The organism is Luteibacter jiangsuensis (assembly GCF_030812295.1).
GTDB lineage: Bacteria > Pseudomonadota > Gammaproteobacteria > Xanthomonadales > Rhodanobacteraceae > Luteibacter > Luteibacter jiangsuensis_A.
In genome coordinates this window covers 127,396-148,537 of the sequence record NZ_JAUSSK010000002.1, presented here as the reverse complement: position 1 = coordinate 148,537, position 21,142 = coordinate 127,396, and the positions used below count along the sequence as shown (strand labels likewise).

The window sequence follows — 21,142 nt, the reverse complement described above, 5'->3', positions numbered from 1 at the left end:
CCCGGCGCCGGCGGAGAGCGTGAACGCGCATCGGATTCATCAGTCTGAATACCGTCCTCAGCGGCGCCAAAGACCCCTGTGTTAAACTTCGCGGCCGCTGCCATCCGGGGGGAGGCAGGAACATCCAGGACCTGGAAACACCAATGGCAACGCAGACCGCAGCACAGCACGAACTCGCCGAACTCATCGTCACCAGCCTCAACCTCGAATCGGTGCAGCCCGCCGACATCGATCCCGAGGCGCCCTTGTTCGGCGGCGAGCTGGGCCTGGACTCCATCGACGCCCTGGAAATCGCCCTGGCAGTCTCCAAGCGCTATGGATTCCAGCTGAAATCCGACAATCCGGACAACCGGACGATCTTCACGAGCCTGCGCACGCTGTCCGACCATATCGAGCAGCACCGCGCCGCGGCCTGACAGCCGTTCAGGTCGCACTTGCCCGGGGCGTGCTTTGCTTCGCCCTGGACGGCCGAGCGAGAGCCGCTATCGCCGGTATGGCCCCGATCGTGCTCCGGAGATACCGATGACCGATCCGACCGACATCGCACCCTGTGTGCGCCCGCTGCGTTTCGACGCGGCACACCCCAGCTTCGCCGGCCACTTCCCGGGCCGGCCGATCGTCGCCGGCGTGCTGCTGCTCGAGGCCGTGGCCACCGCGTTGCGTGAATGGCGCGGACTTGCCGTGCGCCAGGTGATCGACGCCAAGTTCCTTGCGCCGCTCCTGCCCGGCGAGGATGCCGAGATCGAACTCGTCGCGGTCGACGCCGCCCGTTTCCGTTTCACGATCCGCCGGGCGGCGGAGATCCTGGCGCGAGGCACGTTCGAGGGCATGGCATGAGCCACTGGAAGCAACGCGAAGGTGGCGGCTTGTTCGCCATCTGGCTGATTCGCACGATCGCGCTGAAGCTCGGCCGGCGGGTGGCCCGCATGCTGCTCTATCCGATCGCCCTGTACTTCTTCCTGCGCCGTGCCGATGAACGCGCCGCCTCGCGCGCGTACCTGTCGCGCGTGCTGGGACGTCCCATCACCGGCTACGACGTCTTCCGCCATATCCACATGTTCGCCGCGACCCTGCTGGATCGCATGTTCTTCCTCGCCCGCGGCGAACGCGATTTCGCCGTCGACGTGGAAGGCCTGGCCGAACTGGACCGTTGCATCGACGGCGGCCGCGGCGTGTTGCTGATCGGTTCGCACCAAGGCAGCTTCGAAGCCCTGCGCGCGTTGGGCGCCCGCCGGCCGGACGTGCCGCTGCGCGTGGTGCTCGACAAGCAGAAGACCCCGGCGCTCACCACCGTGCTGGAGGCGCTCGCGCCGGACGTGGGTGCGGCGGTGATCGACGCCTCTCGCGGTGGCGCGTCAGTCGCATTGGCGATGGCCGAGGGCGCCGCGCAGGGTGGCATGGTCGCCCTGCTCGCCGACCGTGGCCACCAGGGCGAGTCCACCTGTCGCGTTCCCTTCCTGGGCACGCCTGCGCCGTTCCCCGCCGGACCATGGCTGCTCGCATCCGCGCTGAAAATTCCCGTGGTCCTGTGCATGGGTATCTATGTCGGTGGCAATCAATATCGCCTGATCTTCGAGGCATTCTCGGACGGTATCGACATTCCGCGGGCTCAACGCGTGGCCGCCCTGGAACGTGTCGTGGCCCGCTACGCGGCGCGCGTGGAGCACTATGCACGCCTGTATCCCTTCAACTGGTTCAATTTCTATGACTTCTGGCAAGAAACTGGCCCTGCTGACGAGCCTGCTGCTACCGCTCACATGCCTCGCCACTCCGACGCCTGATACGGACGCCGCGAAGGCGCTGGTCGCGAGCCTCCACCGGCCCGCACCCGCACGCACCTCTTTCGCCGAGGCGCGATTCATGCGTGTGCTCGACAAACCCCTGGTGGTATCGGGCGAACTGGCCTGGCTCGGCGGCGATCGCCTGGAGCGTCGCGTCGACACGCCGATGAGGGAGACTTCCACGATCGCCGACGGCGAGGTCACGCAGGAACGCGAGGGCAAGAAGCCGCGAAGCTTCTCGCTGAACCGCGCGCCGCAGCTGAAGGTATTGCTCGACAGCTTCGTCGCGTTGCTCGCTGGCGATCCCTCGCGGCTGGGCGAGTCCTTCGAGATCGCCTTGGGCCGCGATGCCGACCGCTGGCAATTGACGCTCACGCCGCGCGATCCTCGGATCGCGAAGCAGATCGCCAGCATCCATGTGTACGGCAGCGGCAACGTGCCGCGTTGCATGCGCATGGACGAGAGCGATGGCGATACCTCGATCGACCTGCTCGGCGAGCTGGCCACGGCGATGCCTGCCGAACCGACCCGCGAAGGACTCATCGCGCAGTGCGGCGGCGCGATGTGAGGGGCGCGCGCCTTGGCATCCTCATCGCCTGGCTCGCCGCGCTCGCGGCCCTGGGCGCGGTCGTCGCCACGCAACTGAAGGTGGGCACGGACCTGCGCAGCTTCATGCCGGCGCCGACGACGCCGGACCAGAAGCTGCTCATGGACCAGGTTGGTGAAGGTCCCGGCTCGCGCCTGCTTCTCGTTGCGATCGATGGCGGCGACGATGTCACCAAGGCCACGTTGAGCCGGGGCCTCGCCGCCACCCTGCGCAAGGATCCCGCCTTCACGCAGGTGGTCAACGGCGACTTCGATCTCGGCATGCTCGACACCCGCCTGATGCCTTACCGGTTCCTGCTGTCTCCGACACTCGACACGCAGGTGCTGGACGAGAACTATCTCGCCGACCAGCTGCAACAGCGCCTGGAGGACCTGAGTTCGCCCGCGGCCACGCTGCTCAAGGGCTTGTTGCCACGCGATCCCACCCTGGAAACCCTCAAGCTCGCCGAGCGCTGGACCCCGACACGCTCGCCCGAGGTACGCGAAGGCGTCTGGTTTTCCTCCCGCGACGAGGCGCTGTTGCTGGCGCAGACGCGCGGTGCGGGCTTCGATCCCGGCGCCCAGGACGAGGCGATCGGACGCCTGCGTGCTGCCTTCGCGGCACTGCCGGGCAGCGCCGGTTCGCATCTGACGATCAGTGGCCCGGGGTACTTCACGGTGGTGGTCAATGCGCAGACGCGCGACCAGGCCGACTGGATCGGCCGCATTTCCACCATCGGCTTCATCGTGTTGATGCTCGCCGCCTACCGCAGCGTGAGCAGCCTCCTACTCGGCGCGTTGCCCGTGGCGACGGGCGCGCTCGCCGGCATCGCCGTGATGACCTTGTGCTTCGCCGAGGTGCACGGGATTACGCTGGCTTTCGGTTTCACCCTGCTCGGCGTGGCGCAGGAATACCCCATCCGCCTGCTCAGCCACCGCCGCGCGGGCGAGTCGGCCGTGGCGAGCGTGAAAGGCCTGTGGCCCCTCCTGCTGACCGCGATCGCGTCTGCGTGCATCGCATACCTCGCGTTCTACGCTTCCGGCGTCGGCGGCCTGAAACAACTCGCCGTGTTCACCATCACGGGCCTGCTCGCCGCCGGGTTCACCACCCGTTATGCGCTGCCCTACCTCTTGCCCGAGCGCGCACGTGACGTGGCCGATACGCCGGGGCTGGCGCGCTTCCGTGGATGGCTCGACGGCTTGCCGCGCCCGCGATGGCTGCCGATTCCCGTGGCGGCCGCCGCGGTGGCGATGCTTGCGTTCGCCCCTGGCCCGTTCTGGCAGAACGACCTTTCGGCGCTGACACCCCTGCCGCGCGACCTGCTGATGACCGACGCGCGCCTGCGCGGCGAACTGGGCGCGCCCGATGTGCGCTACCTGCTGGTCGTGCAGGCCCCGACGGCCGATGGCGTGCTCGCGGCGTCGGCGAAGCTCGAGGCGCGATTGCGTGAACAGGTGGCGGCGAAGACGCTCGATGGATTCGAATTGCCATCGATCTACTTGCCCGACCTGGCGACGCAGCGTGCGCGCCAGGCGAAGTTGCCGGACCGGGCGACGCTCGACGCGGCGCTGGATGGCGCGCTCGATGGCATGCCGTTCCGCAAGGATCTCTTCGCGCCGTTCGTTGACGACGTGCAGGCGGCGCGTAGCGCGCCCTTGCTCACGCCGGACATGTTCGCCCGCGCACCCCTCGGACAGCGGCTCGCGGCGATGCTGGTGCCGCGCGGCGACCATTGGGTAGGTCTGTCCGCGCTGAGCGGCGTGCACGACGCGGCGGCTATTGCCGCGACCGTGGTGTCGGCGGGCGCGGACGCGCGCCTGCTCGATCTCAAGGACGCGTCCGAATCGCTGGTGGCGGAATACCGCACGCGGATCCTGCACGCGCTGCTCGCGGCGACGCTGCTGTTGCTCGTGACCATCACGCTGGCCCTGCGCAGCGTGCGCCGTGCGTGGCACGTGCTGGCGCCCATGACGCTGGCGACCTTCCTGGTGCTGGCCGTGGAACGCATGGCGGGCATCCCGATATCGCTGTTCCATCTCGTCGCCCTGATCCTCGCCGCCGGCCTTGGCCTGCACTACGCGCTGTTCTTCGAACGCGACACGGGCGATCCCGCCGAGCAGCGCCGCACCCTGCATGCAACCGTGGTGTGCGTGATCTCCGCGTTGCTCGTGTTCGGCATGCTCGCGTGGTCGTCGATCCCCGTGTTGCGCGCCATCGGCCTCACGGTGTCGCTCGGCGTCGCCTTCCATTTTTGTCTCTCCATCCTGATGGCACCACATGCTCGCCAAGACCGACTTCATTGACCTGGTACCTCATGCGGGCGACATGTGCCTGCTCGACGGCGTGCTGGCGTGGGATGCATCGTCGATCCACGCGATCAGCACGAGCCACGTGTCGATGTCGCATCCGTTACGTGGCGGGGACGGGCTGCATGCCGTCCACCTGGCCGAATACGGCGCACAGGCGATGGCCGTTCATGGCGCGCTGCTGGCCCGCGAACAAGGCGCGACGGAAGCCAGGCCGGGGATGCTGGTGAGTTTGCGTGGGGTGAAGCTGGCGGTGCGGCGCGTCGACATGCTGGCGGGCGTGATCGACGTGCATGCCCAATGCCTGATGGCCGACGAGGGAGGCGCGCAGTACATCTTCCGCATCGAACACGAGGGGCACGAGATCGCCTCTGGCCGCGCCGCGGTCATTCATCCAGCGGGATGACGGTCGGCCCGGAGGGGCTGCTTGAAAGGGGACTGATGAGGAGCCTGACCGCTACCCTCCGGGCCGACCAGCAGAGTCTGCGGGGCGGCGGTCTCACGGATCGCGACAGTGGACAGTGCCTCAGGCGACGCGGGCGAAGAGCTCCATGGGCGTCTCTTGCCCCGCGAGCAGGTGTTCGTTGCCTTCCCTGAGCGACGGGTGATCCACCGCGGCCCGTTCGACGATGCTCGCCGCCAGGGAGCGCATCATGCGAACGTTCTCGCGCAAGCGGTAGGCGAGGGCTTCGTCGTCGAGGGTGTCGTGCAACGTCGCGTTCATCGTGGCGAACCAGGTAAGGTCGCGCTGGTCCATCATGACCTTGCGGTTGCGGCCTTCCGACACGGCGTGCCAGCGCTGGAAGAACGTCTGCATCTCGGTGTTGAGGTCCGCCGATGCCATCAGCTCGGGCCCCATGCGGGTGATGAACTCCGCGTCGCCCAGACGTTCCTGGAATACGATCTGGCAAAGCACGCCCCAGTAATAGGCGTAGTCCCAGATGACCTTGATCGGTAGCACTTCCGGATCGCCGAACAGGTTGTACTGCCCCCGGTACATCCGCAGCGTGCCTTCGTAGAACGAGAAGAACAGCCGCTCGTAGTGGCGCGCGTGCGCATTGAGCATTTCCCCATCGCGGTCCAGGCCGACGAGCAGCGTGATGTACGTATTGGCTATCGCGATGAAATCGCTGCCCGGTGAGTAGAACGGATCGAGGAAAGCCCCGGCCTCGCCCGTCAGGCCCCAGCGATCGGGCGAGAACATCCTCGCGCACCCGTAGGAAAAATGCCGGAAGAAGGCGAAGTCGAGCAGCTTGTCGCGCCGGCTGGCCACGTGCCGGGCGACGATGGGCTGGTGCGCCTGGAGCCACGCCAGGGCGAGGTCGAAGGTCTTCATCGTTTCCAGTGGATGCATCGACGCGTCTGCCACGATGCCGACCGAATGGGCGCCCGACGACAAGGGAATCAGCCACACCCAGTAGCCGGGTCCGCACAAGTGATTCGTCGAGCGCCAGCGTTCCGGCGGCTCACAGCGTCCCTTCCATGCGGCGTCATCGCACCAGGCGTCGATCTCGAGCCTGTCGTCGATGCGGAACCACACGGCGTTGGCGTGATGGCCATTGTCGCGGGTGAGATCGAGTTTACGGCGCATCAGCCCGGCCCGGCCCGACGCATCGAGCAACCAGCGCGCCTGCAAGTCACCGCTGCCGGTGGCCGTCTCGAAACGAACGGTATGCGGCAGGGTGCCAGCGCCGATGTCGAAGCCCCTTACCGTGACCCCTTCGCGGAAGTCGATGCCACGGCGGCAAACCTCATCCCCAAGGAAGTTCTCCAGGATGCCGCGGTCGATCTGGTAACTGGGCGTCGGCAGCACGGCGCTCACGCCCAGCTCGGTCACGTCGGCTAGATCGTCCCGCCCTTCGGAAAAGAAGAAGCGGAAGCCGAACTTGCGGATATGCGCATCGTCGAGATGCGCGCGCAGTCCCAGCGTGTGCGCGAAGTAGTGCGCGGCGATCTCGACGGTGGATTCGCCCACCTTGTGTGCCGCCTCGGGTAGCGGACGAGCCTGCCGCTCGAGCACGACGATGTCCATGTCGGGATAGGCGCCCTTCAATTGCAGGGCCAGGGTGAGCCCTGCAAGGCCCCCTCCAAGGATGACGGCGTCGTGTGGCTTGCGATCCATCGTTTCGACCTCGTGCGTGGGTGCCCGAATCAGTATGCCGTGTGTCCTGCTTCTCGTTCCTGGATGATCGTCGGCTTCGCACGCGAGCGGCGATAGCTGGCGACGGCGTTTCCGTAGTGGATGATCCGGCCGATCGTATAGAGCGTGATCCGGCTCACGTCGCGCACCGGGCTGAAGTGGCTCAGCCGGAATTCACCCTGGTAGCGTGAAGCGATAGGCACCGAGACCACGCCGATGCCGCGTTCACGGCAGGCGGTAATAAGGACGGCGGCCTCGAAGACGAAGTGTTCCGCCGGCAGGTCGACGAGGTCCAGCGTCGCCTTCGGATACAGTCGCTGCCCGCTCTGTGTATCCGCGATCGCTCGTCCGCAGGCCCAGGAAATGCCCCAGTCCGCCACGGCATTGGCACGACGCCGCCCCGGCGGCTGTTGTTCGCGTTGCAGCAGGCGCGCTCCGATAACGATGCTTCCGGGATAGCGTCGGCTCGCGGCGAGCATGGCGGGGATGTCGGAGGCGTGATGCTGGCCGTCGCCATCCATGGTGACCACGGCATCGTAGCCATGGCGAAGGGCTTCACGAAAACCGGTACGCAGGGCCTCGCCCTTGCCGCGCCGCGTCTCGTGGCGGAGCAGGGTCACTGGCATCGCGCCGACGATCTCGGGCGTGCGGTCGTCCGAGCCGTCGTCGACGACGATCACGGGAAGCCCCAGCTCGAGCGCGTCGCCGACGACCTTGCCGATGGCGCGCTCCTCGTTGAGGCACGGAATCAGGATGCAGTAGCGCGGTTCGGCGGGGCTCACGCGGCAACCTCCACGTCGATATGGAGATCGAGCCCATGTGCGGCCGGCAAACGCAAGGCGGTGGGCCGGGCCAGCGCGAGGGCGCGCATGAGGGGTATGGAGCGTGCCGATGGATTGCTCGCCGCGACGCCATCCAGCCATGGGTCGCCCATGGCCTCGCTACCGCTGTTGCCAGGCTCGGGCGTGATGTCGAGCCGTATCGCGGCACCGTCCGCCCGTGGCGACAGCACGAGTGCCGCCGCGAACGGCCCGGTGGTACTGGTCATGTCGCCGAGGGGACCGGTGCCCGCGATATCGTAGCTGGCCAGCAACACGTCCCGGTCGTCGGCCACGGCCAGCGTGGCCGCCTCCAGCAAGCCGGCGCCGAAGACGTCTTCGCCACCCGATATCGCGCTGGAGCTGGCGTGGCAGTGCGTGGCGATGGTCCAGTAACCAGCAGGCGCGTTGTGCACGGAATTGTGGAACCGTGTGGGCGAAAGTTCCGTGGGCGCACGGGCCAGCGTGTCACACATGTAATCGGTGATGACCTGGTCGCCGTGGGCGGAAGCGAATACGCAGGGCAGGGTTGCCGCATCGAGGCCGCTCATGTGTACCGCCTGCCCGGCCACGGCCACGGCCAGCAACACGCTTTCCGGTGCACGGCGACGCTCGTTGGGTGGCAGGGCGTCAGCCATCGGCCGCTCGGTGGCGGTAGGGGTCGCGCCACCGGTGACGATGTCGCGGAACGCGTGCCAGTCCGCGGCGCCCGGCGCCCAGAGGCCGAAGCCCTTCACCCAGACCGATAGCGCGGCGCTCATGCGGCGTGCCCTGCATGGGCGAAGGCGAGGCAGGCGTTGTTGCCGCCGAAACCGAAGGAATTGCTCAGTGCGATGCGTATGTCCCTCGTCTCGGGTTGCCACGCCATCTGCGGTCCGCATAGCGGGTCCGGCTCGTTCGCACCGAGGTTGCCCGGGACACGTCCGTCGCGCATGGCGAGCAAGGTAAGCACCGTCTCGAGGATGCCGGCGGCGCCCAGCGTGTGGCCGGTGAAGCCCTTGGTGGAACTGGCCCGCGTGTGGGTGGGGAATGTGCGCGCGATGAGCGCGGCCTCGACTTCGTCGTTCTTCTGGCTCGCGGTGCCGTGCAGGTTGATGTAGTCGACATCGCCCGGCGCGATGCCTGCGCGCGCCAACGCGTCGCGCAGCGCCAGTTCGGCGCCGAGACCTTCCGGATGCGGCGTGGACATGTGATGTGCGTCGCTGGCTTCGCCATAGCCGATCAAAAGCGGCGCATCGTTCGGTTCCGTCACCCGTTCCAGGATGGCGAAACCGGCGGCTTCGCCGATCGAGATGCCGTTGCGTCGCGCATCGAACGGCCGACAGGGATCGGGCGATACCAGTTCGAGCGAGTTGAAGCCGAACAGCACGCTATCGCATAGGCTGTCCGTACCGCCGACGATGGCGGCATCGACGAGGCCCAACCGGATCATCCGTTCCGCGTTGGCGAATACCTTCGCGCTCGACGAGCAGGCGGTGGCGACGGTGAGGCACGGTCCCTCCAGCTCGAACGCGGCGGCGACGAAGCCGGCAAGCGAATGGGGCGTATGCAGCACCGGGCGGTGCAGGTCGGCGGGCATGCGTCCATGGTCGAGACGCCGGTAGCCTTCCTCGGTGGCACCGATGCTTGCGGTGGAGGTGCCCAGCAAAACCGCGACGCGGCCGCTACCGTAGCGCTCGCGCGTGGCGTGCACGGCGTCGGTGAAACCGTCCTGGCGGAGGGCCAGCCAGGCCAGCCGGTTGTTGCGGCAATCCCAGTCGGACAGTCCGGCGGGAAGCGGCTCTTCCTCCACGCCGGCAACGCGGCCTATCCAGCAGTCGAGCGGGGCGACACTGAAGTTGTTGGGCGACAGGCCGCCGCGTGAGGCGGCGAGGGCATCGGCGTGGGCCCGGAGGCCGCAGCCGAGGGCGGAGGTGGCGGTGTACGCGCGGATGGCGAGCGGAGGCATGGGATGGGGCATGCGGCGAGCCTATCCTTTTTGATCGATAGCGTCGCGTGAACGTGGACAGGCGTTCAGGCGATTGCACGCTGCGCCCGGAATACGCAGACTGCGCATCTCTCCGGGATCGTCCCCATGTCCGGTATCCAAGCACCCAAAATCCTGCGCCGCGGTGTCTGGCGGTACCTGAGCGACCGCGACATCCTCATCGCGGCGCTGGTGACCGCGGTCGCTTTCGTGGGCAGCCTCGGCCTGCTGTACGCCGCGCACCTGGCGCGCGTCTGCTGGCTGGCTGGCCGCAGCCCCGCACGGGTGGCGGAGCGCAGGACCATGCTCGTCTTCGGCCGCCGCCTCGTCGACGACCGCGTGGAAACCGATTTCATCGAACGCCTCGCCCGGGTGCGGCAACACGCGTTGGACGGGCAGGCTGAACGCGTGCTCCTGCTTGGCGGTTTCAGCGGTGGAACGATGAGCGAGGCGGACGCCGGCGAACGCTGGTTGTTGGCCGAGGGGTGGCCGCCGACCGTGCCGATGCTGCTGGAACAGGTCTCCATCGATTCCCTGGAGAACCTGCGCCACGCGCGGGTGTTGTTGCGAGAGAGCGACGATAGTCCTCTGCCGCGGGTCTGGCTGGTCACGAGCCGCTATCACCTCGCCCGTTGCCTGTATCTCGCCCGCCGCCTGGGCTTCGATGCCGCCCCCCTCGCGGCGGAAGAACGCTTGCCGCTGACCCGGCGCTATGTCGCGAGGATCCTGATGGAGGCGGGCTACCTCATGTGGATCGATACCGGCATGCGCTGGGCCGCCTTGACCGGTAACCGGCGGATGGCTGGACGCATCGCCTGATGCGTCGGCTCCACGCGGCGGCGTGCCGCAGCTGGCGCGTCGCCGCGTCTTGCTAAGCTCCGCTACATTCCCCACTCGTAAGAGGCCACGCCTTCCATGTCCGGACAAGCCGACCTTGCCGAATCGTTCCTGCGCGGCCTGCAGGACCGCATCTGTGCCGCCATCGAGGCGGCGGACGGGACGGCTCGCTTCGAGGAGGATGCGTGGACACGCCCCGCCGGCGGCGGTGGGCGCACGCGCGTCCTTCGCGACGGCGGGGTCTTCGAACAGGCGGGCGTCAATTTTTCGCGGGTGTCCGGATCGCCGCTGCCTCCCAGCGCCACGGCGCACCGGCCGGACCTCGTCGGCGGCAGCTTCATCGCCACCGGCGTGTCGCTGGTCTTGCACCCGCGCAACCCGTATATCCCCACCACCCACGCGAACGTACGCTATTTCGAAGCCTCCAAGGAAGGCGCCGAGCCCGTCTGGTGGTTCGGCGGCGGATTCGACCTCACGCCGTTCTACCCGTTCGACGAGGACGTGCGCCATTGGCATGGCGTGGCGAAAAGCCTCTGTGAGCCCTATGGCGACGACGTGTACGCACGCTACAAGCGCTGGTGCGACGAGTACTTCTATCTGAAACACCGGGGCGAGACGCGCGGTGTCGGTGGGCTGTTCTACGACGATCTCAACGAGGGCGGTTTCGAACGCTGCATGGACTTCACCCGCGACGTCGGCGAAGGCTTCCTCGATGCCTACCTGCCCATCGTGGAGCGCCGCCGCGGCATGCCCTGGGGCGAGCGCGAACGCGAGTTCCAACTGTATCGCCGCGGTCGCTATGTGGAATTCAATCTCGTCTACGATCGCGGCACGCTGTTCGGCCTCCAATCCGGTGGACGCACCGAGTCGATCCTGATGAGCCTGCCGCCGCGCGTGCGCTTCGAGTACGCCTACACGCCGGAAACCGGTACCCCTGAAGCGCGGCTGCAGGAATACCTGAAGCCGCGCGACTGGGTCTGACGATTACGGCGCGCTGCCCGAGAACTTCTTCGCCGTGGCGCCTTCGATCTTGCCGACCGTCGCGGAATCGCTGACGTAGAGGTCGACCTCGCGTTCGAAGGTGAGCGAACCCTGCACGACGGCATGCGGGCCGATCACGATCTTCGGCTTGCGGTCGTTGTTGTTGAACCAGCTCATCGAAGGCTTCTTCACGAGGAGGCCGCCTTCGACCTTGGAGCCTTCGCCTATCGTGACATCGGCGTTGACCGTCTCGATGCCGCCACCCACGTGCGCCTGGTCCAGCGAGATCTCGCCGTTGACGTTCGACAGGTGGCCCTTGATGTCGGCACCGCGATCGAGCCGCACCTTGCCATTCACGGTCTCCACTTCATCGGTGACCTTGGCCTGCTCATGCAGCGTGACGGCGCCGTTGACCGTCTTCAGGACGGTGGCCGTGGCGGACTCGCCGAGTTCGACGGCGCCATTGACGGTGCTGGCCTTCTGTACGATCGCGCGGTCGCCGATGCGGACCGAGCCGTTGACCGAATGGACGTCCCCGGCGTGCTGGCCTGCCTCGACCGTGGCGCTGCCGTTGACCTTGCTGATGTCGTCGTCGGCCAGGGCCGCGCCGGAAACGGAAAGTGCGATGAGCAGTGAAAGCAGGGTGCGGCGCATGTGTGGTACTCCACGGGTGGACTGGACCCCTAGGATGCACCTGAACCGGGGAAGGTTTAGCGTGACTGACGGCACGGGGCAAGGAGGGCACGCCGTGAAGTTGACGGGTCCCCGTGCAGGTTCCACCATCGGATTTTTCCTTTCCCACGTTGGATGCCATGTATAAGCTCGTCATGATCCGCCACGGCCAATCGGCCTGGAACCTCGAGAACCGCTTCAGCGGCTGGGCCGACGTCGACCTCAGCGAACAAGGCGTCGCCGAGGCCCGCGAGGCCGGGCGCCTGCTCAAGGAAGCCGGATTCACCTTCGACCTGGCCCACACCTCCTACCTCAAGCGCGCCGTGCGCACGCTCTGGCACGTGCAGGACGAGATGGACCTGATGTGGATCCCGGTGGTCACCGACTGGCGGCTCAACGAACGCCATTACGGCGCCCTGACCGGCCTCAACAAGGCCGAGACCGCCGCCAAGTACGGCAACGAGCAGGTGCACATCTGGCGCCGCAGCTATGACACCCCGCCGCCGCCGCTGGAGCCGGGCGCGAAGTCCTTCGCCGACGACGGCCGCTACGAGGGCATCGATGTGCCGTTGACGGAATGTCTGAAGGACACGGTGGCCCGCGTGCTGCCTTATTGGGACGAGGTGCTGGCGCCGGCGATCCGGGCGGGCAACAACGTGCTGATGGCGGCGCACGGCAACTCCATGCGCGCGCTGGTGAAATACTTCGACGGAATATCCGACGACGACATCGCCGAACTGAACATTCCCAACGGGATTCCGCTGGTCTACGAATTCGACGCCGACCTCAAGCCCGTGAATCACTACTACCTGGGCGACCAGGCGGAGATCGAGGCCAAGATGGCCGCCGTGGCGAACCAGGGCAAGGCCAGGTAAGGCGTCGACCGGGCCAGTGACGGACGAGGGTGACATCCGTCACCCTCGATGGGTCACAACCGCCCCTCGAACCGTGACGGCGGCCCGATAACCTAGCCTCACACCGACCAACCGAGGCCCACGCCATGCTGGCTCCGTCCGCCATCCCCTTGATCGTCGCCCCCCTGATGGCCTTCGCCGTCTACCGCCGCGTCCGTGGCAGCTTCGGCAGGCAGCCGATCCGCACGAGGCGGATGACCGTCCGGGTCGTCATGTTCGCCGTCATCGTGGGCCTGATGATGCTTTCCGGCCTGCAGGATATCCGGCTCGCCGAGGGCGCATTGGGTGGGGTGGCGATCGGCACCTGCCTGGCGCTCCTGGTGGGTCTGCGCCTGACCCGCTTCGAGCAGGGCACCGACGGTACCGACTTCTACATACCCAACCCCTGGGTCGGCGGCGCGTTATCGGCCCTGCTGCTCGGGCGGCTGGCCTGGCGTTTCCTGGTTCTCGCCCCCGCGTTCGCCAGCGGAACCGGCGCGGCCGTACAGGGGCCGTCCCCCGGAAACAGCCCGCTGACGATGCTGGTGGTGGGCCTGACCGTGGGTTACTACCTGGCCTATTACGCCGGTGTGCTGATCCATCACCGTCGCTACAAGCGGCAGTGGCAAGCGGCCTGACGCCGCCTGCGGGCGCCCTCGGTCAGAGGGCGTCGTTGTCCAGTTCGCCAGTGCGGATGCGTACCACCTGATCCAACTGGCTGACGAAGATCTTGCCGTCGCCGATCTTGCCCGTCCGCGCGGCCTGCTGAATCGCTTCGACCACGCGCTCGATCTGGTCGTCGGCCACGGCGACTTCCAGCTTGATCTTGGGCAGGAAGTCGACCACGTACTCCGCGCCCCGGTAAAGCTCGGTATGGCCCTTCTGCCGGCCAAAACCCTTCACTTCCGTCACCGTCACGCCCTGGACGCCCACATCGGCGAGGGCCTCGCGGACGTCGTCCAGCTTGAACGGCTTGATGATGGCGACCACCAGCTTCATGTATCACTCCTCGGGGCGCGGCCGGCCGCCGGCGCGCGAAAGGCCATTGTGCCATCCGGGTTCCGGATCGTCTCCATACGGTGGCTTGTAGGAAAAACCCTACACGACCTGTAGGCGTACGCCTATAGCGCCTACAATTCCATCACTTAGAATTCATCCACGACATCGAGGTGCGCAAGATGGATGTGCAGGGTATCGATCAACTCGCACAGCGGTTGGCATCGTTGGTTCCGCCAGGGTTGGCGCAAGCGCGTGAGGACATGCAGGCCAACTTCAAAGACATTCTGGCGCAGGGACTTCGCCGCCTCGATCTCGTAACCCGCGAAGAATTCGACGTTCAGAGCCAGGTTCTGGCTCGTACGCGTGAAAGGCTGGAAGCCTTGGAACAACGGCTTGCCGAGCTCGAGGCAAGCACGCAGCACGGCCAATAGGACGGCCACAGGTCCCGGGACCGCCCCCGATCCGTCACCCTCACCCCGAGAGCGGTCGGGGGCGGTTATTTTCCCAGCGAACGCAAGGGAGTGCGTATGCGAACCGGATCCCGTCAGGATCATGAGCGGTCGCGCTCCCATGCGATTCGTTACCGGTTACGATATCCGTCGTCATGAGCCTCGCCGTCACCCTTTCGCGCGCGCAGGAAGGTGTCACGGCGCCGCAAGTGGTCGTCGAAGTCCACCTCTCCGGCGGTTTGCCATCCACCTCGATCGTCGGCTTGCCCGAAGCGGCGGTCCGTGAAGCGCGCGACCGCGTGCGCGTGGCGATCCAGAACACAGCCTTTGAATACCCGAACCGTCGCATCACGGTGAATCTCGCGCCAGCGGAGTTGCCCAAGGACGGCGGCCGGTTCGACCTCGCGATCGCCCTCGGCATCCTTGCCGCCGGGTCCCAGGTGCCACGCGAACGTCTCGACGATTGTGAATTCCTGGGCGAGCTTGCCCTTTCCGGCGAACTTCGTGCCGTCCCGGGCATCCTCCCGGCCCTGATCCGCGCCCGCCGCTGCGGCCGCCGCATCGTCGTGCCGCGTGCGAACGCGGCCGAGGCCGCGCTCATCGGGGAGGGAGACGTCCTCCTCGCCGACAGCCTCGCCGAGGTCTGCGCCTGGCTGAGCGGCCACGCCGACCTCACCGCGCCCGCGGCTGCCGACTTCCACGACATGCCGACCTGCGGCCCTGACATGCGCGATGTGCGCGGCCAGTACCAGGCGCGACGTGCCCTGGAGATCGCGGCCGCCGGCCGTCATCACCTGTTGCTGATCGGCCCACCGGGTACGGGCAAGACCATGCTCGCGGAACGCCTGCCCGGCATCCTTCCTCCGATGACGGAATCCGAGGCGCTGGAAAGCTGCGCCGTCCGGTCGTTGTCCGGCGAGGAGATCGATCCCGGTTGCTGGCGCCGGCGCCCGTTCCGCTCGCCGCACCATACGGCATCGGGCGTGGCATTGGTGGGGGGCGGTTCGTCGCCGCGTCCCGGCGAGATATCCCTCGCGCACAACGGCGTGCTGTTCCTCGACGAGCTTCCCGAATTCAGTCGGCATGTCCTCGAGGTTCTGCGAGAGCCCTTGGAGTCGGGGCAGATCGTCATTTCACGCGCGGCGCGCCAGTCGACCTTCCCTGCCGAATTCCAGCTCGTCGCGGCCATGAACCCCTGTCCCTGCGGTTACGCGGGCGATGCCCTGCACGAATGCCGTTGCACGCCGGACCAGGTGCAGCGTTACCGCGGCCGCATCTCCGGTCCGTTGCTGGATCGCATCGATCTTTGCGTCGAAGTGCCGCGCGTCGCCATCGCCGAACTTTCCTCCGCCCCCGGTCCCCATGACGACGATAGCGCCACTGTGCGGCAGCGTGTGATCAAGGCGCGCGAGAAGGCGCTGATGCGTGCCGGCCAATCCAATGCCGAACTGAGCGTGGTCAACCTCGAGCGCGATTGCGCACTGCCTTCGGCGGAGCGCGAGTGGCTGGAAAGTGCGCTGGACAGACTCGGCGCCTCCGCACGTGCGTATCACCGCATCTTGCGAGTGGCGCGGACGATCGCGGATATCGAGGGTGGCAGTGGCTGCGTGGAGCAGGCGCATCTGGCGGAAGCGTTGCACTACCGGCGGTTCTGAGACGTTCGTCAGTCGGTGACGCGCGTGCATGCGTCACGGGGACGGCTTACGTTTGAATGCCCGATCCTTTACCGGGCATCGTGGGCGAGATCCGCTATGGGACCTTCATCGAAGAGACGAGAGTGATCGGGCAGTGAATGCCGGCGTACGGCGTTCTGCGTCTCGTTCCCAGGAGGACTTCGATGGATATGTCGTCGCGATGGACTGTAGGCCGAATCGCATGGGCAATGACTATGGCTCTTACGATGGGGTCAATGGCTGCTCACGCGGAAGGCGCACTGGAACATGTGCCAGTGGCTGCAACCGCCTCCGCTCCCGCCGCCGCGCCACCGGAGGAACGCTTCGAACTGGAGCCGATCCTCACCGCTATCGTGCAAGGTCACGTTGCCGCAGAGGAACGGTTGCCAGGGCAACAACCGATCGTCGTACCGCATGTCTGGTACAGCGATACGGGTGATGTGCTGAATGTCGAACTAGGAAAGGCCTATCTGCCTACCGATTACACGATAACGTTCGAAGAACGGGTCAGCGACATCGGTGACTTATTGATCTCGTATACGGAGCAGCGCACGCCAATTTACAGGGTGGATGTGTGGTTCGAGGGCAAAGACATATTCTTCTATTTTCCGGAAGAACGGGGGCCGGAAGATAAAATAGTACCTAAGCAGCCGCAAGAGGCTAAACATCTGCCTAAACGAGACCTCGGGAACGGACGAGTATTGGTCTCAGCCGGACACGGAATTTACTACAACTCACGCTACAAAGATTGGAGGGCCCAACGAGATCCCGTAAATCGCGTTGTCGAGGATTTTTGGACACCTTCCTTCGCGCGGCGCTTGGCGAAATTCCTTCAAGAGCGAAGTGATGCAGAGGTGATCCGGGCAAGGTCTTCAGACGCGACTCGGCATGCAGACAGCAAGATGCCCTGGTACTACATGGCGGCGCGTTATCATATTCAGGCGATGCTTCCAGAGGTTCCTTCCATATGGAACAGCCCGGGAAAAAGTGCACTTGGTATGGAGGAGCGAGACCAAGACATTAGGAGCCGCCCACTTTTCGCCAATCATCTCGGTGTCGATGCGGCCATACATTTGCACACCAACGCGGATGCTCGCCCGGAAATTCGTGGTGTTCGAGTTTTTCATCACATGAAGAGTCCCGAAAGCAAGCGCCTAGCAGACCTTGCGTTGTGCTACATGAAAGAAAGTCTGAGCTCTAATGATTTCTACTCGACTTTTCCAGTTGCACGGCAAGCAAATCCAAAGGATCACGGTGAGAACCGGCTGGCTACGATGCCTAGTATCATCGCGAAGCTTGGCTTTCATACGAATAAGGACGATGCCGACGCTATCCAGAATGAGACCTTTCAAACTCTTACGATGCGAGGACTTGAGAAGGCTTACCGGCTGTTTAGACAAGGCAACGGGTGCGCGCCCTTCGACGCAACTTACTCGGATGTGACAGTGATGTCCGACTCGACCGCCGCGGCATCAATCACGTTCGCTGGGTTCCCCAGTTTCCCGGTGAGGTTGGAATCCGTTGTTGCGGAATGTCCTTCCGGGGTCATGTGCTGGCCCATTGCTGGTTATTTCAAAGACCCGACCGCACCTCTGACGATGTCGCACAGCTGCCTGGCGAAAGAGCCCTTCACCATGAAATGGAATGTGCGTTTCATCGACGCGGATGGCATTTCTGCCCGAACTACCGCCGTCATGCACTGCAAACCGAAGGCCAAGACTCCCTCGTAGGAGTTAATACTTATTTCATGTACTGACGGGTTGACAAATGGTGGGGTCGGGCGGAGAATTCTGTACCAGGCGGTTCTCTTAATGGGCTGCCCGCCCCGTCCCGGTGTTGGATACCCCTCCCTCCCCCCGCTCCAACACCGGGACCCGGCCTTTCTTCTCGCGGCATTCCCCTCGTTGCCCGGATCGGCCCGCCTCCTTGGCGCTGGCCGATTTTTACTTTTGGCGTTGCTGTCAGGCCGCTGAGGCGGGGTGGAACTGTTCTTCCTCGGTGGAGCCACTGAGTGCCGAGAGCGAACTCAGGGAGCCCGAGATCACCTGGTTCACCGTGTCGAAGTAACCCGTGCCGACCTCGCGCTGGTGCTTGGCGGCCGTGTAGCCGTCCTTCTCCGCCGCGAACTCCGCTTCCTGCAATTCGACGTAGGCGGCCATCTGGCGATCGCGGTAGCCGCGTGCCAGCTGGAACATCGAATAGTTGAGCGCATGGAAACCGGCAAGGGTGATGAACTGGAAGGCGTAGCCCATCTCGCCCAGCTGATTCTGGAAAGTGGCGATGGTCTTCTCGTCCAGGTTCTTCTTCCAGTTGAAGCTCGGCGAACAGTTGTAGGCGAGCTTCTTGCCCGGGAACTTCGCATGGATGGCATCGGCGAAGCGGCGCGCCTGGTCCATGTCCGGCGTGGCGGTCTCGCACCAGATCAGGTCCGCGTACGGTGCATAGGCAAGCCCGCGGCTGATCGCCTGCTCGATGCCCTGCCGGCTCTCATGGAAGCCTTCGACCGTGCGCTTGCCGGTGAGGAAGGGCTTGTCGTAATCGTCGACGTCCGAAGTGACCAGGCCTGCGCCCATCGCATCGGTGCGCGCGACGATCAGCGTGGGCACACCGGCCACGTCGGCAGCCAGGCGGGCGGCGACGAGTTTCTGCACGGCTTCCTGCGTCGGCACCAGCACCTTGCCGCCCATGTGGCCGCACTTCTTCGCGCTGGCGAGCTGGTCCTCGAAATGCACGCCGGCGGCGCCGGCCTCGATCATGTGGGCCATCAACTCGTACGCGTTCAACACACCGCCGAAGCCCGCTTCCGCATCCGCGACGATCGGCACGAGCCAGTCGATGTTGTCCTTGCCCTCGGCATGGTGGATCTGGTCGGCGCGCAACAAGGTCTTGTTGATCTTGCGCACGACATTGGGCACGGAGTCGACCGGATAGAGTGATTGGTCGGGATACATCGTGCCCGCCGTGTTCGCGTCGGCGGCCACCTGCCAGCCGGACAGGTAGATGGCCTGCAATCCAGCCTTCACCTGCTGCATCGCCTGGTTGCCCGTCAGCGCACCGAGCGCGTTGACGTAGGGTTTGTCGTTGATGGAGCGCCACAGGCGCTCCGCGCCGCGCCGGGCAAGCGTGTACTCGACCTGGACCGTGCCGCGCAGGCGGATCACGTCCTCGGCGGTGTAGGGGCGCTCGACGTTGCTCCAGCGTTCGTTGTTCTTCCAATCGAGCGTGATCTGTTCGGCGGTATGCGTCTTCATCGTAGGGCTCCGTGGAAAGAAGGCTTCAGGCCAGGTGTTCGTAGGCGGGCAGGGTGAGGAAATCGCGTAGTTCGTCGGCATGGGTGAGCTCGGCGATCAGCGCGGCGGCTTCTTCGGCGCGCCCGGCGCCGGGCTGCGTGCTTTCGCGCAGGCGATGGCAATGCGTTGCCAGGGCGTGGTCGAACAGGGCCATGTCGATGCTTGCGTGGTCGCTGAATTCCAGCGGGCCGTGATGCAGCCATTGCCACAGCTGCGCGCGGGCTATCTCGGCGGTGGCCGCGTCTTCCATCAGGTTATGGATCGGCACGCAGCCAAGACCCTCCAGCCAGGCGGCGGTGTAGCGCAGGCAGACCTCGACGTTGTTGTCGAAACCTTGCCGCGTGATCGTGCCGATGGCGGGTGCGATCAACGCGTCGCGGGTCACCTCGACATCCTCTCGCAGCACATGCAACTGGTTCGGCGTCGGCATGTGCTCATCGAAAATCGACTGCGCGATGGGAACCAGGGCGGGGTGCGCGACCCATGTGCCGTCGTGGCCGGCGGTGACTTCGCGCAGCTTGTCCGCGCGCACCTTGGCCATCGCCGCCTCGTTCGCCATGTCGTCGCCACGGATCGGTATCTGCGCGGCCATGCCGCCCATCGCGAAGGCGCCACGGCGGTGACAGGTGCGGATCAGCAACTCCGAATACGCCTTGAGGAAGGGCACGGTCATCACGACCTGCCCACGCTCGGGGAGCAGGCGGTCGGCGTGGTTACGGAACGTCTTGAGGTAGGAAAAGATGTAGTCCCACCGACCGCAGTTGAGGCCGACGACGCGATCGCGCAACGCATGCAGGATCTCGTCCATCTGGAACACGGCAGGCAACGTCTCGATGAGTACCGTGGCCTTCATCGTTCCATACGGAAGGCCAAGCTCACTTTCGGCGTGTGTCATCACGTCATTCCATAGCGCGGCTTCTTCCATGCCCTGCAGCTTCGGCAGGTAGAAGTAGGGACCGCGGTCCCGCTCGTGCAGCGTATTCGCGTTATGGAACGCGAACAGGCCGAAATCCACCAGCGCGCCGGCGACCACATCGCCGTCGACTTCCGCGTGACGCTCCGGCAGGTGCCAACCGCGCGGACGCACCACCAGCACGGCGGGATCCTTGCCGACGCGATACACCTTGCCTTCGGCGTTGGTGAACTCGATGCTCCCATCCACCGCATCGCGAAGGTTGCGCTGACCGTCCATCTGGTTGGCCCAGGTGGGCGCGCTCGAATCCTCGAAGTCCGCCATGAACACCCTGGCGCCGGAGTTCAGCGCGTTGATGATCATCTTGCGTTCGACCGGGCCGGTGATTTCCACGCGGCGATCGCGGAGTGCAGGGGGAATGGGGGCGACCGACCAGTCGTCTTTCCGAATGGAAGCGGTATCCGCGCGGAAGTCAGGCAGCTCGCCCGCGTCGTATCGCTGTTGCCGGGTCACGCGTTCCGCCAGCAGGGCGAGGCGACGGCCATCGAAGCGGCGGTGGAGTCCGGCCACGAAGGCGACGGCGGCGGGCGTCAGGATGTCGCTGTAGGCGCCGCTCTCGTCGCCGAAGCGGATGCCGACCTGCGGGTCGATCGCGATCTTGGGGACTGCCATGGGAATGAGCCTCTGGACGTGGGACTGGTATCCACGCTAGGCCCGGGGCTATGCTTTTGACAAATCATATGTTTCAAAGACTAACTTTAACATTGTCAATATATATAGTAACAATCTGATTAGACTGGAGTTATCGGTGGCGAAGAAGCTGAACCTCACCCATGAA

The 21,142-nt window shown here is 65.5% G+C and carries 21 protein-coding genes; 13 read left to right on the top strand and 8 right to left on the bottom strand.

Going from position 1 to position 21,142, the window contains the following annotated elements; genetic code table 11:
- Window positions 1-143 precede the first annotated feature (143 nt).
- From J2T07_RS06030 to J2T07_RS06005, 6 genes are all read left to right on the top strand, one after another.
- A complete protein-coding gene (locus tag J2T07_RS06030) occupies window positions 144-416 on the top strand; it encodes a phosphopantetheine-binding protein (protein ID WP_306848208.1) in 273 nt (90 codons plus the stop codon).
- Window positions 417-522: 106 nt separating this feature from the next.
- Window positions 523-837: a hydroxymyristoyl-ACP dehydratase gene (locus J2T07_RS06025; RefSeq protein WP_306848206.1), complete on the top strand. Its 315-nt coding sequence runs from the start codon at window positions 523-525 to the stop codon at window positions 835-837.
- The gene (locus tag J2T07_RS06020; RefSeq protein WP_306848204.1) at window positions 834-1,781 is read left to right on the top strand and encodes an acyltransferase; all 948 of its coding nucleotides are present in this window, start codon (window positions 834-836) and stop codon (window positions 1,779-1,781) included. Before J2T07_RS06025 ends, J2T07_RS06020 begins: the two co-directional genes overlap by 4 nt.
- Window positions 1,705-2,349, top strand: a complete 645-nt coding sequence (locus J2T07_RS06015) for a LolA-related protein (protein WP_306848203.1) — start codon at window positions 1,705-1,707, stop codon at window positions 2,347-2,349. The genes J2T07_RS06020 and J2T07_RS06015 overlap by 77 nt, the downstream gene beginning before the upstream one ends.
- A complete protein-coding gene (locus tag J2T07_RS06010) occupies window positions 2,331-4,670 on the top strand; it encodes an MMPL family transporter (RefSeq protein ID WP_306848200.1) in 2,340 nt (779 codons plus the stop codon). The genes J2T07_RS06015 and J2T07_RS06010 overlap by 19 nt, the downstream gene beginning before the upstream one ends.
- Entirely contained in the window at window positions 4,645-5,079 is a 435-nt protein-coding gene (locus J2T07_RS06005; RefSeq protein ID WP_306848198.1) for a phosphotransferase, read from the top strand. Before J2T07_RS06010 ends, J2T07_RS06005 begins: the two co-directional genes overlap by 26 nt.
- A gap of 120 nt (window positions 5,080-5,199) precedes the next feature.
- Here the strand turns inward: J2T07_RS06005 and J2T07_RS06000 are convergent, their stop codons facing one another.
- The 4 genes from J2T07_RS06000 to J2T07_RS05985 are packed head-to-tail and all read right to left on the bottom strand — an operon-like array spanning window position 5,200 to window position 9,591.
- Window positions 5,200-6,795, bottom strand: a complete 1,596-nt coding sequence (locus J2T07_RS06000; protein WP_306848196.1) for an NAD(P)/FAD-dependent oxidoreductase — start codon at window positions 6,793-6,795, stop codon at window positions 5,200-5,202.
- 29 nt (window positions 6,796-6,824) lie between these two features.
- Window positions 6,825-7,595 carry a glycosyltransferase family 2 protein gene (locus J2T07_RS05995; RefSeq protein WP_306848194.1) on the bottom strand — a complete coding sequence of 257 codons (771 nt, stop codon included), beginning with the start codon at window positions 7,593-7,595 and terminating at the stop codon, window positions 6,825-6,827.
- Window positions 7,592-8,392: a beta-ketoacyl synthase chain length factor gene (locus J2T07_RS05990; protein ID WP_306848192.1), complete on the bottom strand. Its 801-nt coding sequence runs from the start codon at window positions 8,390-8,392 to the stop codon at window positions 7,592-7,594. Before J2T07_RS05990 ends, J2T07_RS05995 begins: the two co-directional genes overlap by 4 nt.
- Window positions 8,389-9,591, bottom strand: a complete 1,203-nt coding sequence (locus tag J2T07_RS05985) for a beta-ketoacyl-[acyl-carrier-protein] synthase family protein (RefSeq protein ID WP_306848191.1) — start codon at window positions 9,589-9,591, stop codon at window positions 8,389-8,391. The genes J2T07_RS05990 and J2T07_RS05985 overlap by 4 nt, the downstream gene beginning before the upstream one ends.
- A gap of 114 nt (window positions 9,592-9,705) precedes the next feature.
- Between J2T07_RS05985 and J2T07_RS05980 the strand changes: the two genes are divergently transcribed.
- The gene (locus J2T07_RS05980; RefSeq protein ID WP_306848188.1) at window positions 9,706-10,416 is read left to right on the top strand and encodes a YdcF family protein; all 711 of its coding nucleotides are present in this window, start codon (window positions 9,706-9,708) and stop codon (window positions 10,414-10,416) included.
- 96 nt (window positions 10,417-10,512) lie between these two features.
- Complete coding sequence (gene hemF, locus J2T07_RS05975; RefSeq protein WP_306848187.1) at window positions 10,513-11,415, top strand: oxygen-dependent coproporphyrinogen oxidase; 903 nt, start codon at window positions 10,513-10,515, stop codon at window positions 11,413-11,415.
- 3 nt (window positions 11,416-11,418) lie between these two features.
- Here hemF and J2T07_RS05970 read toward each other — a convergent pair whose 3' ends face one another.
- Window positions 11,419-12,069: a hypothetical protein gene (locus J2T07_RS05970; RefSeq protein WP_306848184.1), complete on the bottom strand. Its 651-nt coding sequence runs from the start codon at window positions 12,067-12,069 to the stop codon at window positions 11,419-11,421.
- 158 nt (window positions 12,070-12,227) lie between these two features.
- Here J2T07_RS05970 and gpmA point away from each other — a divergent pair, with 158 nt between their 5' ends.
- Both gpmA and J2T07_RS05960 read left to right on the top strand, forming a co-directional pair.
- Window positions 12,228-12,962: a 2,3-diphosphoglycerate-dependent phosphoglycerate mutase gene (gene gpmA, locus J2T07_RS05965; RefSeq protein ID WP_306848183.1), complete on the top strand. Its 735-nt coding sequence runs from the start codon at window positions 12,228-12,230 to the stop codon at window positions 12,960-12,962.
- 125 nt (window positions 12,963-13,087) lie between these two features.
- On the top strand, window positions 13,088-13,618 hold the full coding sequence (locus J2T07_RS05960) for a DUF1453 domain-containing protein (RefSeq protein ID WP_306848182.1): 531 nt from the start codon (window positions 13,088-13,090) through the stop codon (window positions 13,616-13,618).
- A gap of 22 nt (window positions 13,619-13,640) precedes the next feature.
- Here J2T07_RS05960 and glnK read toward each other — a convergent pair whose 3' ends face one another.
- The gene (gene glnK / locus J2T07_RS05955) at window positions 13,641-13,979 is read right to left on the bottom strand and encodes a P-II family nitrogen regulator (RefSeq protein ID WP_306848181.1); all 339 of its coding nucleotides are present in this window, start codon (window positions 13,977-13,979) and stop codon (window positions 13,641-13,643) included.
- Window positions 13,980-14,158: 179 nt separating this feature from the next.
- Here glnK and ubiK point away from each other — a divergent pair, with 179 nt between their 5' ends.
- From ubiK to J2T07_RS05940, 3 genes are all read left to right on the top strand, one after another.
- Window positions 14,159-14,410 (top strand): ubiquinone biosynthesis accessory factor UbiK, encoded by a 252-nt coding sequence (gene ubiK / locus J2T07_RS05950; RefSeq protein ID WP_306849494.1) that lies wholly within the window; start codon window positions 14,159-14,161, stop codon window positions 14,408-14,410.
- 173 nt (window positions 14,411-14,583) lie between these two features.
- Complete coding sequence (locus J2T07_RS05945) at window positions 14,584-16,083, top strand: YifB family Mg chelatase-like AAA ATPase (RefSeq protein WP_306848180.1); 1,500 nt, start codon at window positions 14,584-14,586, stop codon at window positions 16,081-16,083.
- A gap of 254 nt (window positions 16,084-16,337) precedes the next feature.
- Entirely contained in the window at window positions 16,338-17,831 is a 1,494-nt protein-coding gene (locus J2T07_RS05940) for an N-acetylmuramoyl-L-alanine amidase family protein (protein WP_306848179.1), read from the top strand.
- Window positions 17,832-18,062: 231 nt separating this feature from the next.
- Here the strand turns inward: J2T07_RS05940 and aceA are convergent, their stop codons facing one another.
- A complete protein-coding gene (gene aceA, locus J2T07_RS05935; protein ID WP_306848178.1) occupies window positions 18,063-19,352 on the bottom strand; it encodes an isocitrate lyase in 1,290 nt (429 codons plus the stop codon).
- A gap of 25 nt (window positions 19,353-19,377) precedes the next feature.
- Window positions 19,378-20,976, bottom strand: coding sequence for a malate synthase A (gene aceB / locus J2T07_RS05930; protein ID WP_306848175.1), 1,599 nt, complete (start codon window positions 20,974-20,976; stop codon window positions 19,378-19,380).
- Window positions 20,977-21,142: the final 166 nt, after the last annotated feature.

Coding starts and splice junctions, on each gene's coding strand:
- J2T07_RS06030 (WP_306848208.1), top strand. CDS start 144: ATGGCAACGCAGACCGCAGCACAGCACGAACTCGCCGAACTCATCGTC.
- J2T07_RS06025 (WP_306848206.1), top strand. CDS start 523: ATGACCGATCCGACCGACATCGCACCCTGTGTGCGCCCGCTGCGTTTC.
- J2T07_RS06020 (WP_306848204.1), top strand. CDS start 834: ATGAGCCACTGGAAGCAACGCGAAGGTGGCGGCTTGTTCGCCATCTGG.
- J2T07_RS06015 (WP_306848203.1), top strand. CDS start 1,705: ATGACTTCTGGCAAGAAACTGGCCCTGCTGACGAGCCTGCTGCTACCG.
- J2T07_RS06005 (WP_306848198.1), top strand. CDS start 4,645: ATGCTCGCCAAGACCGACTTCATTGACCTGGTACCTCATGCGGGCGAC.
- J2T07_RS06000 (WP_306848196.1), bottom strand. CDS start 6,795: ATGGATCGCAAGCCACACGACGCCGTCATCCTTGGAGGGGGCCTTGCA.
- J2T07_RS05990 (WP_306848192.1), bottom strand. CDS start 8,392: ATGAGCGCCGCGCTATCGGTCTGGGTGAAGGGCTTCGGCCTCTGGGCG.
- J2T07_RS05985 (WP_306848191.1), bottom strand. CDS start 9,591: ATGCCCCATCCCATGCCTCCGCTCGCCATCCGCGCGTACACCGCCACC.
- J2T07_RS05980 (WP_306848188.1), top strand. CDS start 9,706: ATGTCCGGTATCCAAGCACCCAAAATCCTGCGCCGCGGTGTCTGGCGG.
- hemF (WP_306848187.1), top strand. CDS start 10,513: ATGTCCGGACAAGCCGACCTTGCCGAATCGTTCCTGCGCGGCCTGCAG.
- J2T07_RS05970 (WP_306848184.1), bottom strand. CDS start 12,069: ATGCGCCGCACCCTGCTTTCACTGCTCATCGCACTTTCCGTTTCCGGC.
- gpmA (WP_306848183.1), top strand. CDS start 12,228: ATGTATAAGCTCGTCATGATCCGCCACGGCCAATCGGCCTGGAACCTC.
- J2T07_RS05960 (WP_306848182.1), top strand. CDS start 13,088: ATGCTGGCTCCGTCCGCCATCCCCTTGATCGTCGCCCCCCTGATGGCC.
- glnK (WP_306848181.1), bottom strand. CDS start 13,979: ATGAAGCTGGTGGTCGCCATCATCAAGCCGTTCAAGCTGGACGACGTC.
- ubiK (WP_306849494.1), top strand. CDS start 14,159: ATGGATGTGCAGGGTATCGATCAACTCGCACAGCGGTTGGCATCGTTG.
- J2T07_RS05945 (WP_306848180.1), top strand. CDS start 14,584: ATGAGCCTCGCCGTCACCCTTTCGCGCGCGCAGGAAGGTGTCACGGCG.
- J2T07_RS05940 (WP_306848179.1), top strand. CDS start 16,338: ATGGCTGCTCACGCGGAAGGCGCACTGGAACATGTGCCAGTGGCTGCA.
- aceA (WP_306848178.1), bottom strand. CDS start 19,352: ATGAAGACGCATACCGCCGAACAGATCACGCTCGATTGGAAGAACAAC.
- aceB (WP_306848175.1), bottom strand. CDS start 20,976: ATGGCAGTCCCCAAGATCGCGATCGACCCGCAGGTCGGCATCCGCTTC.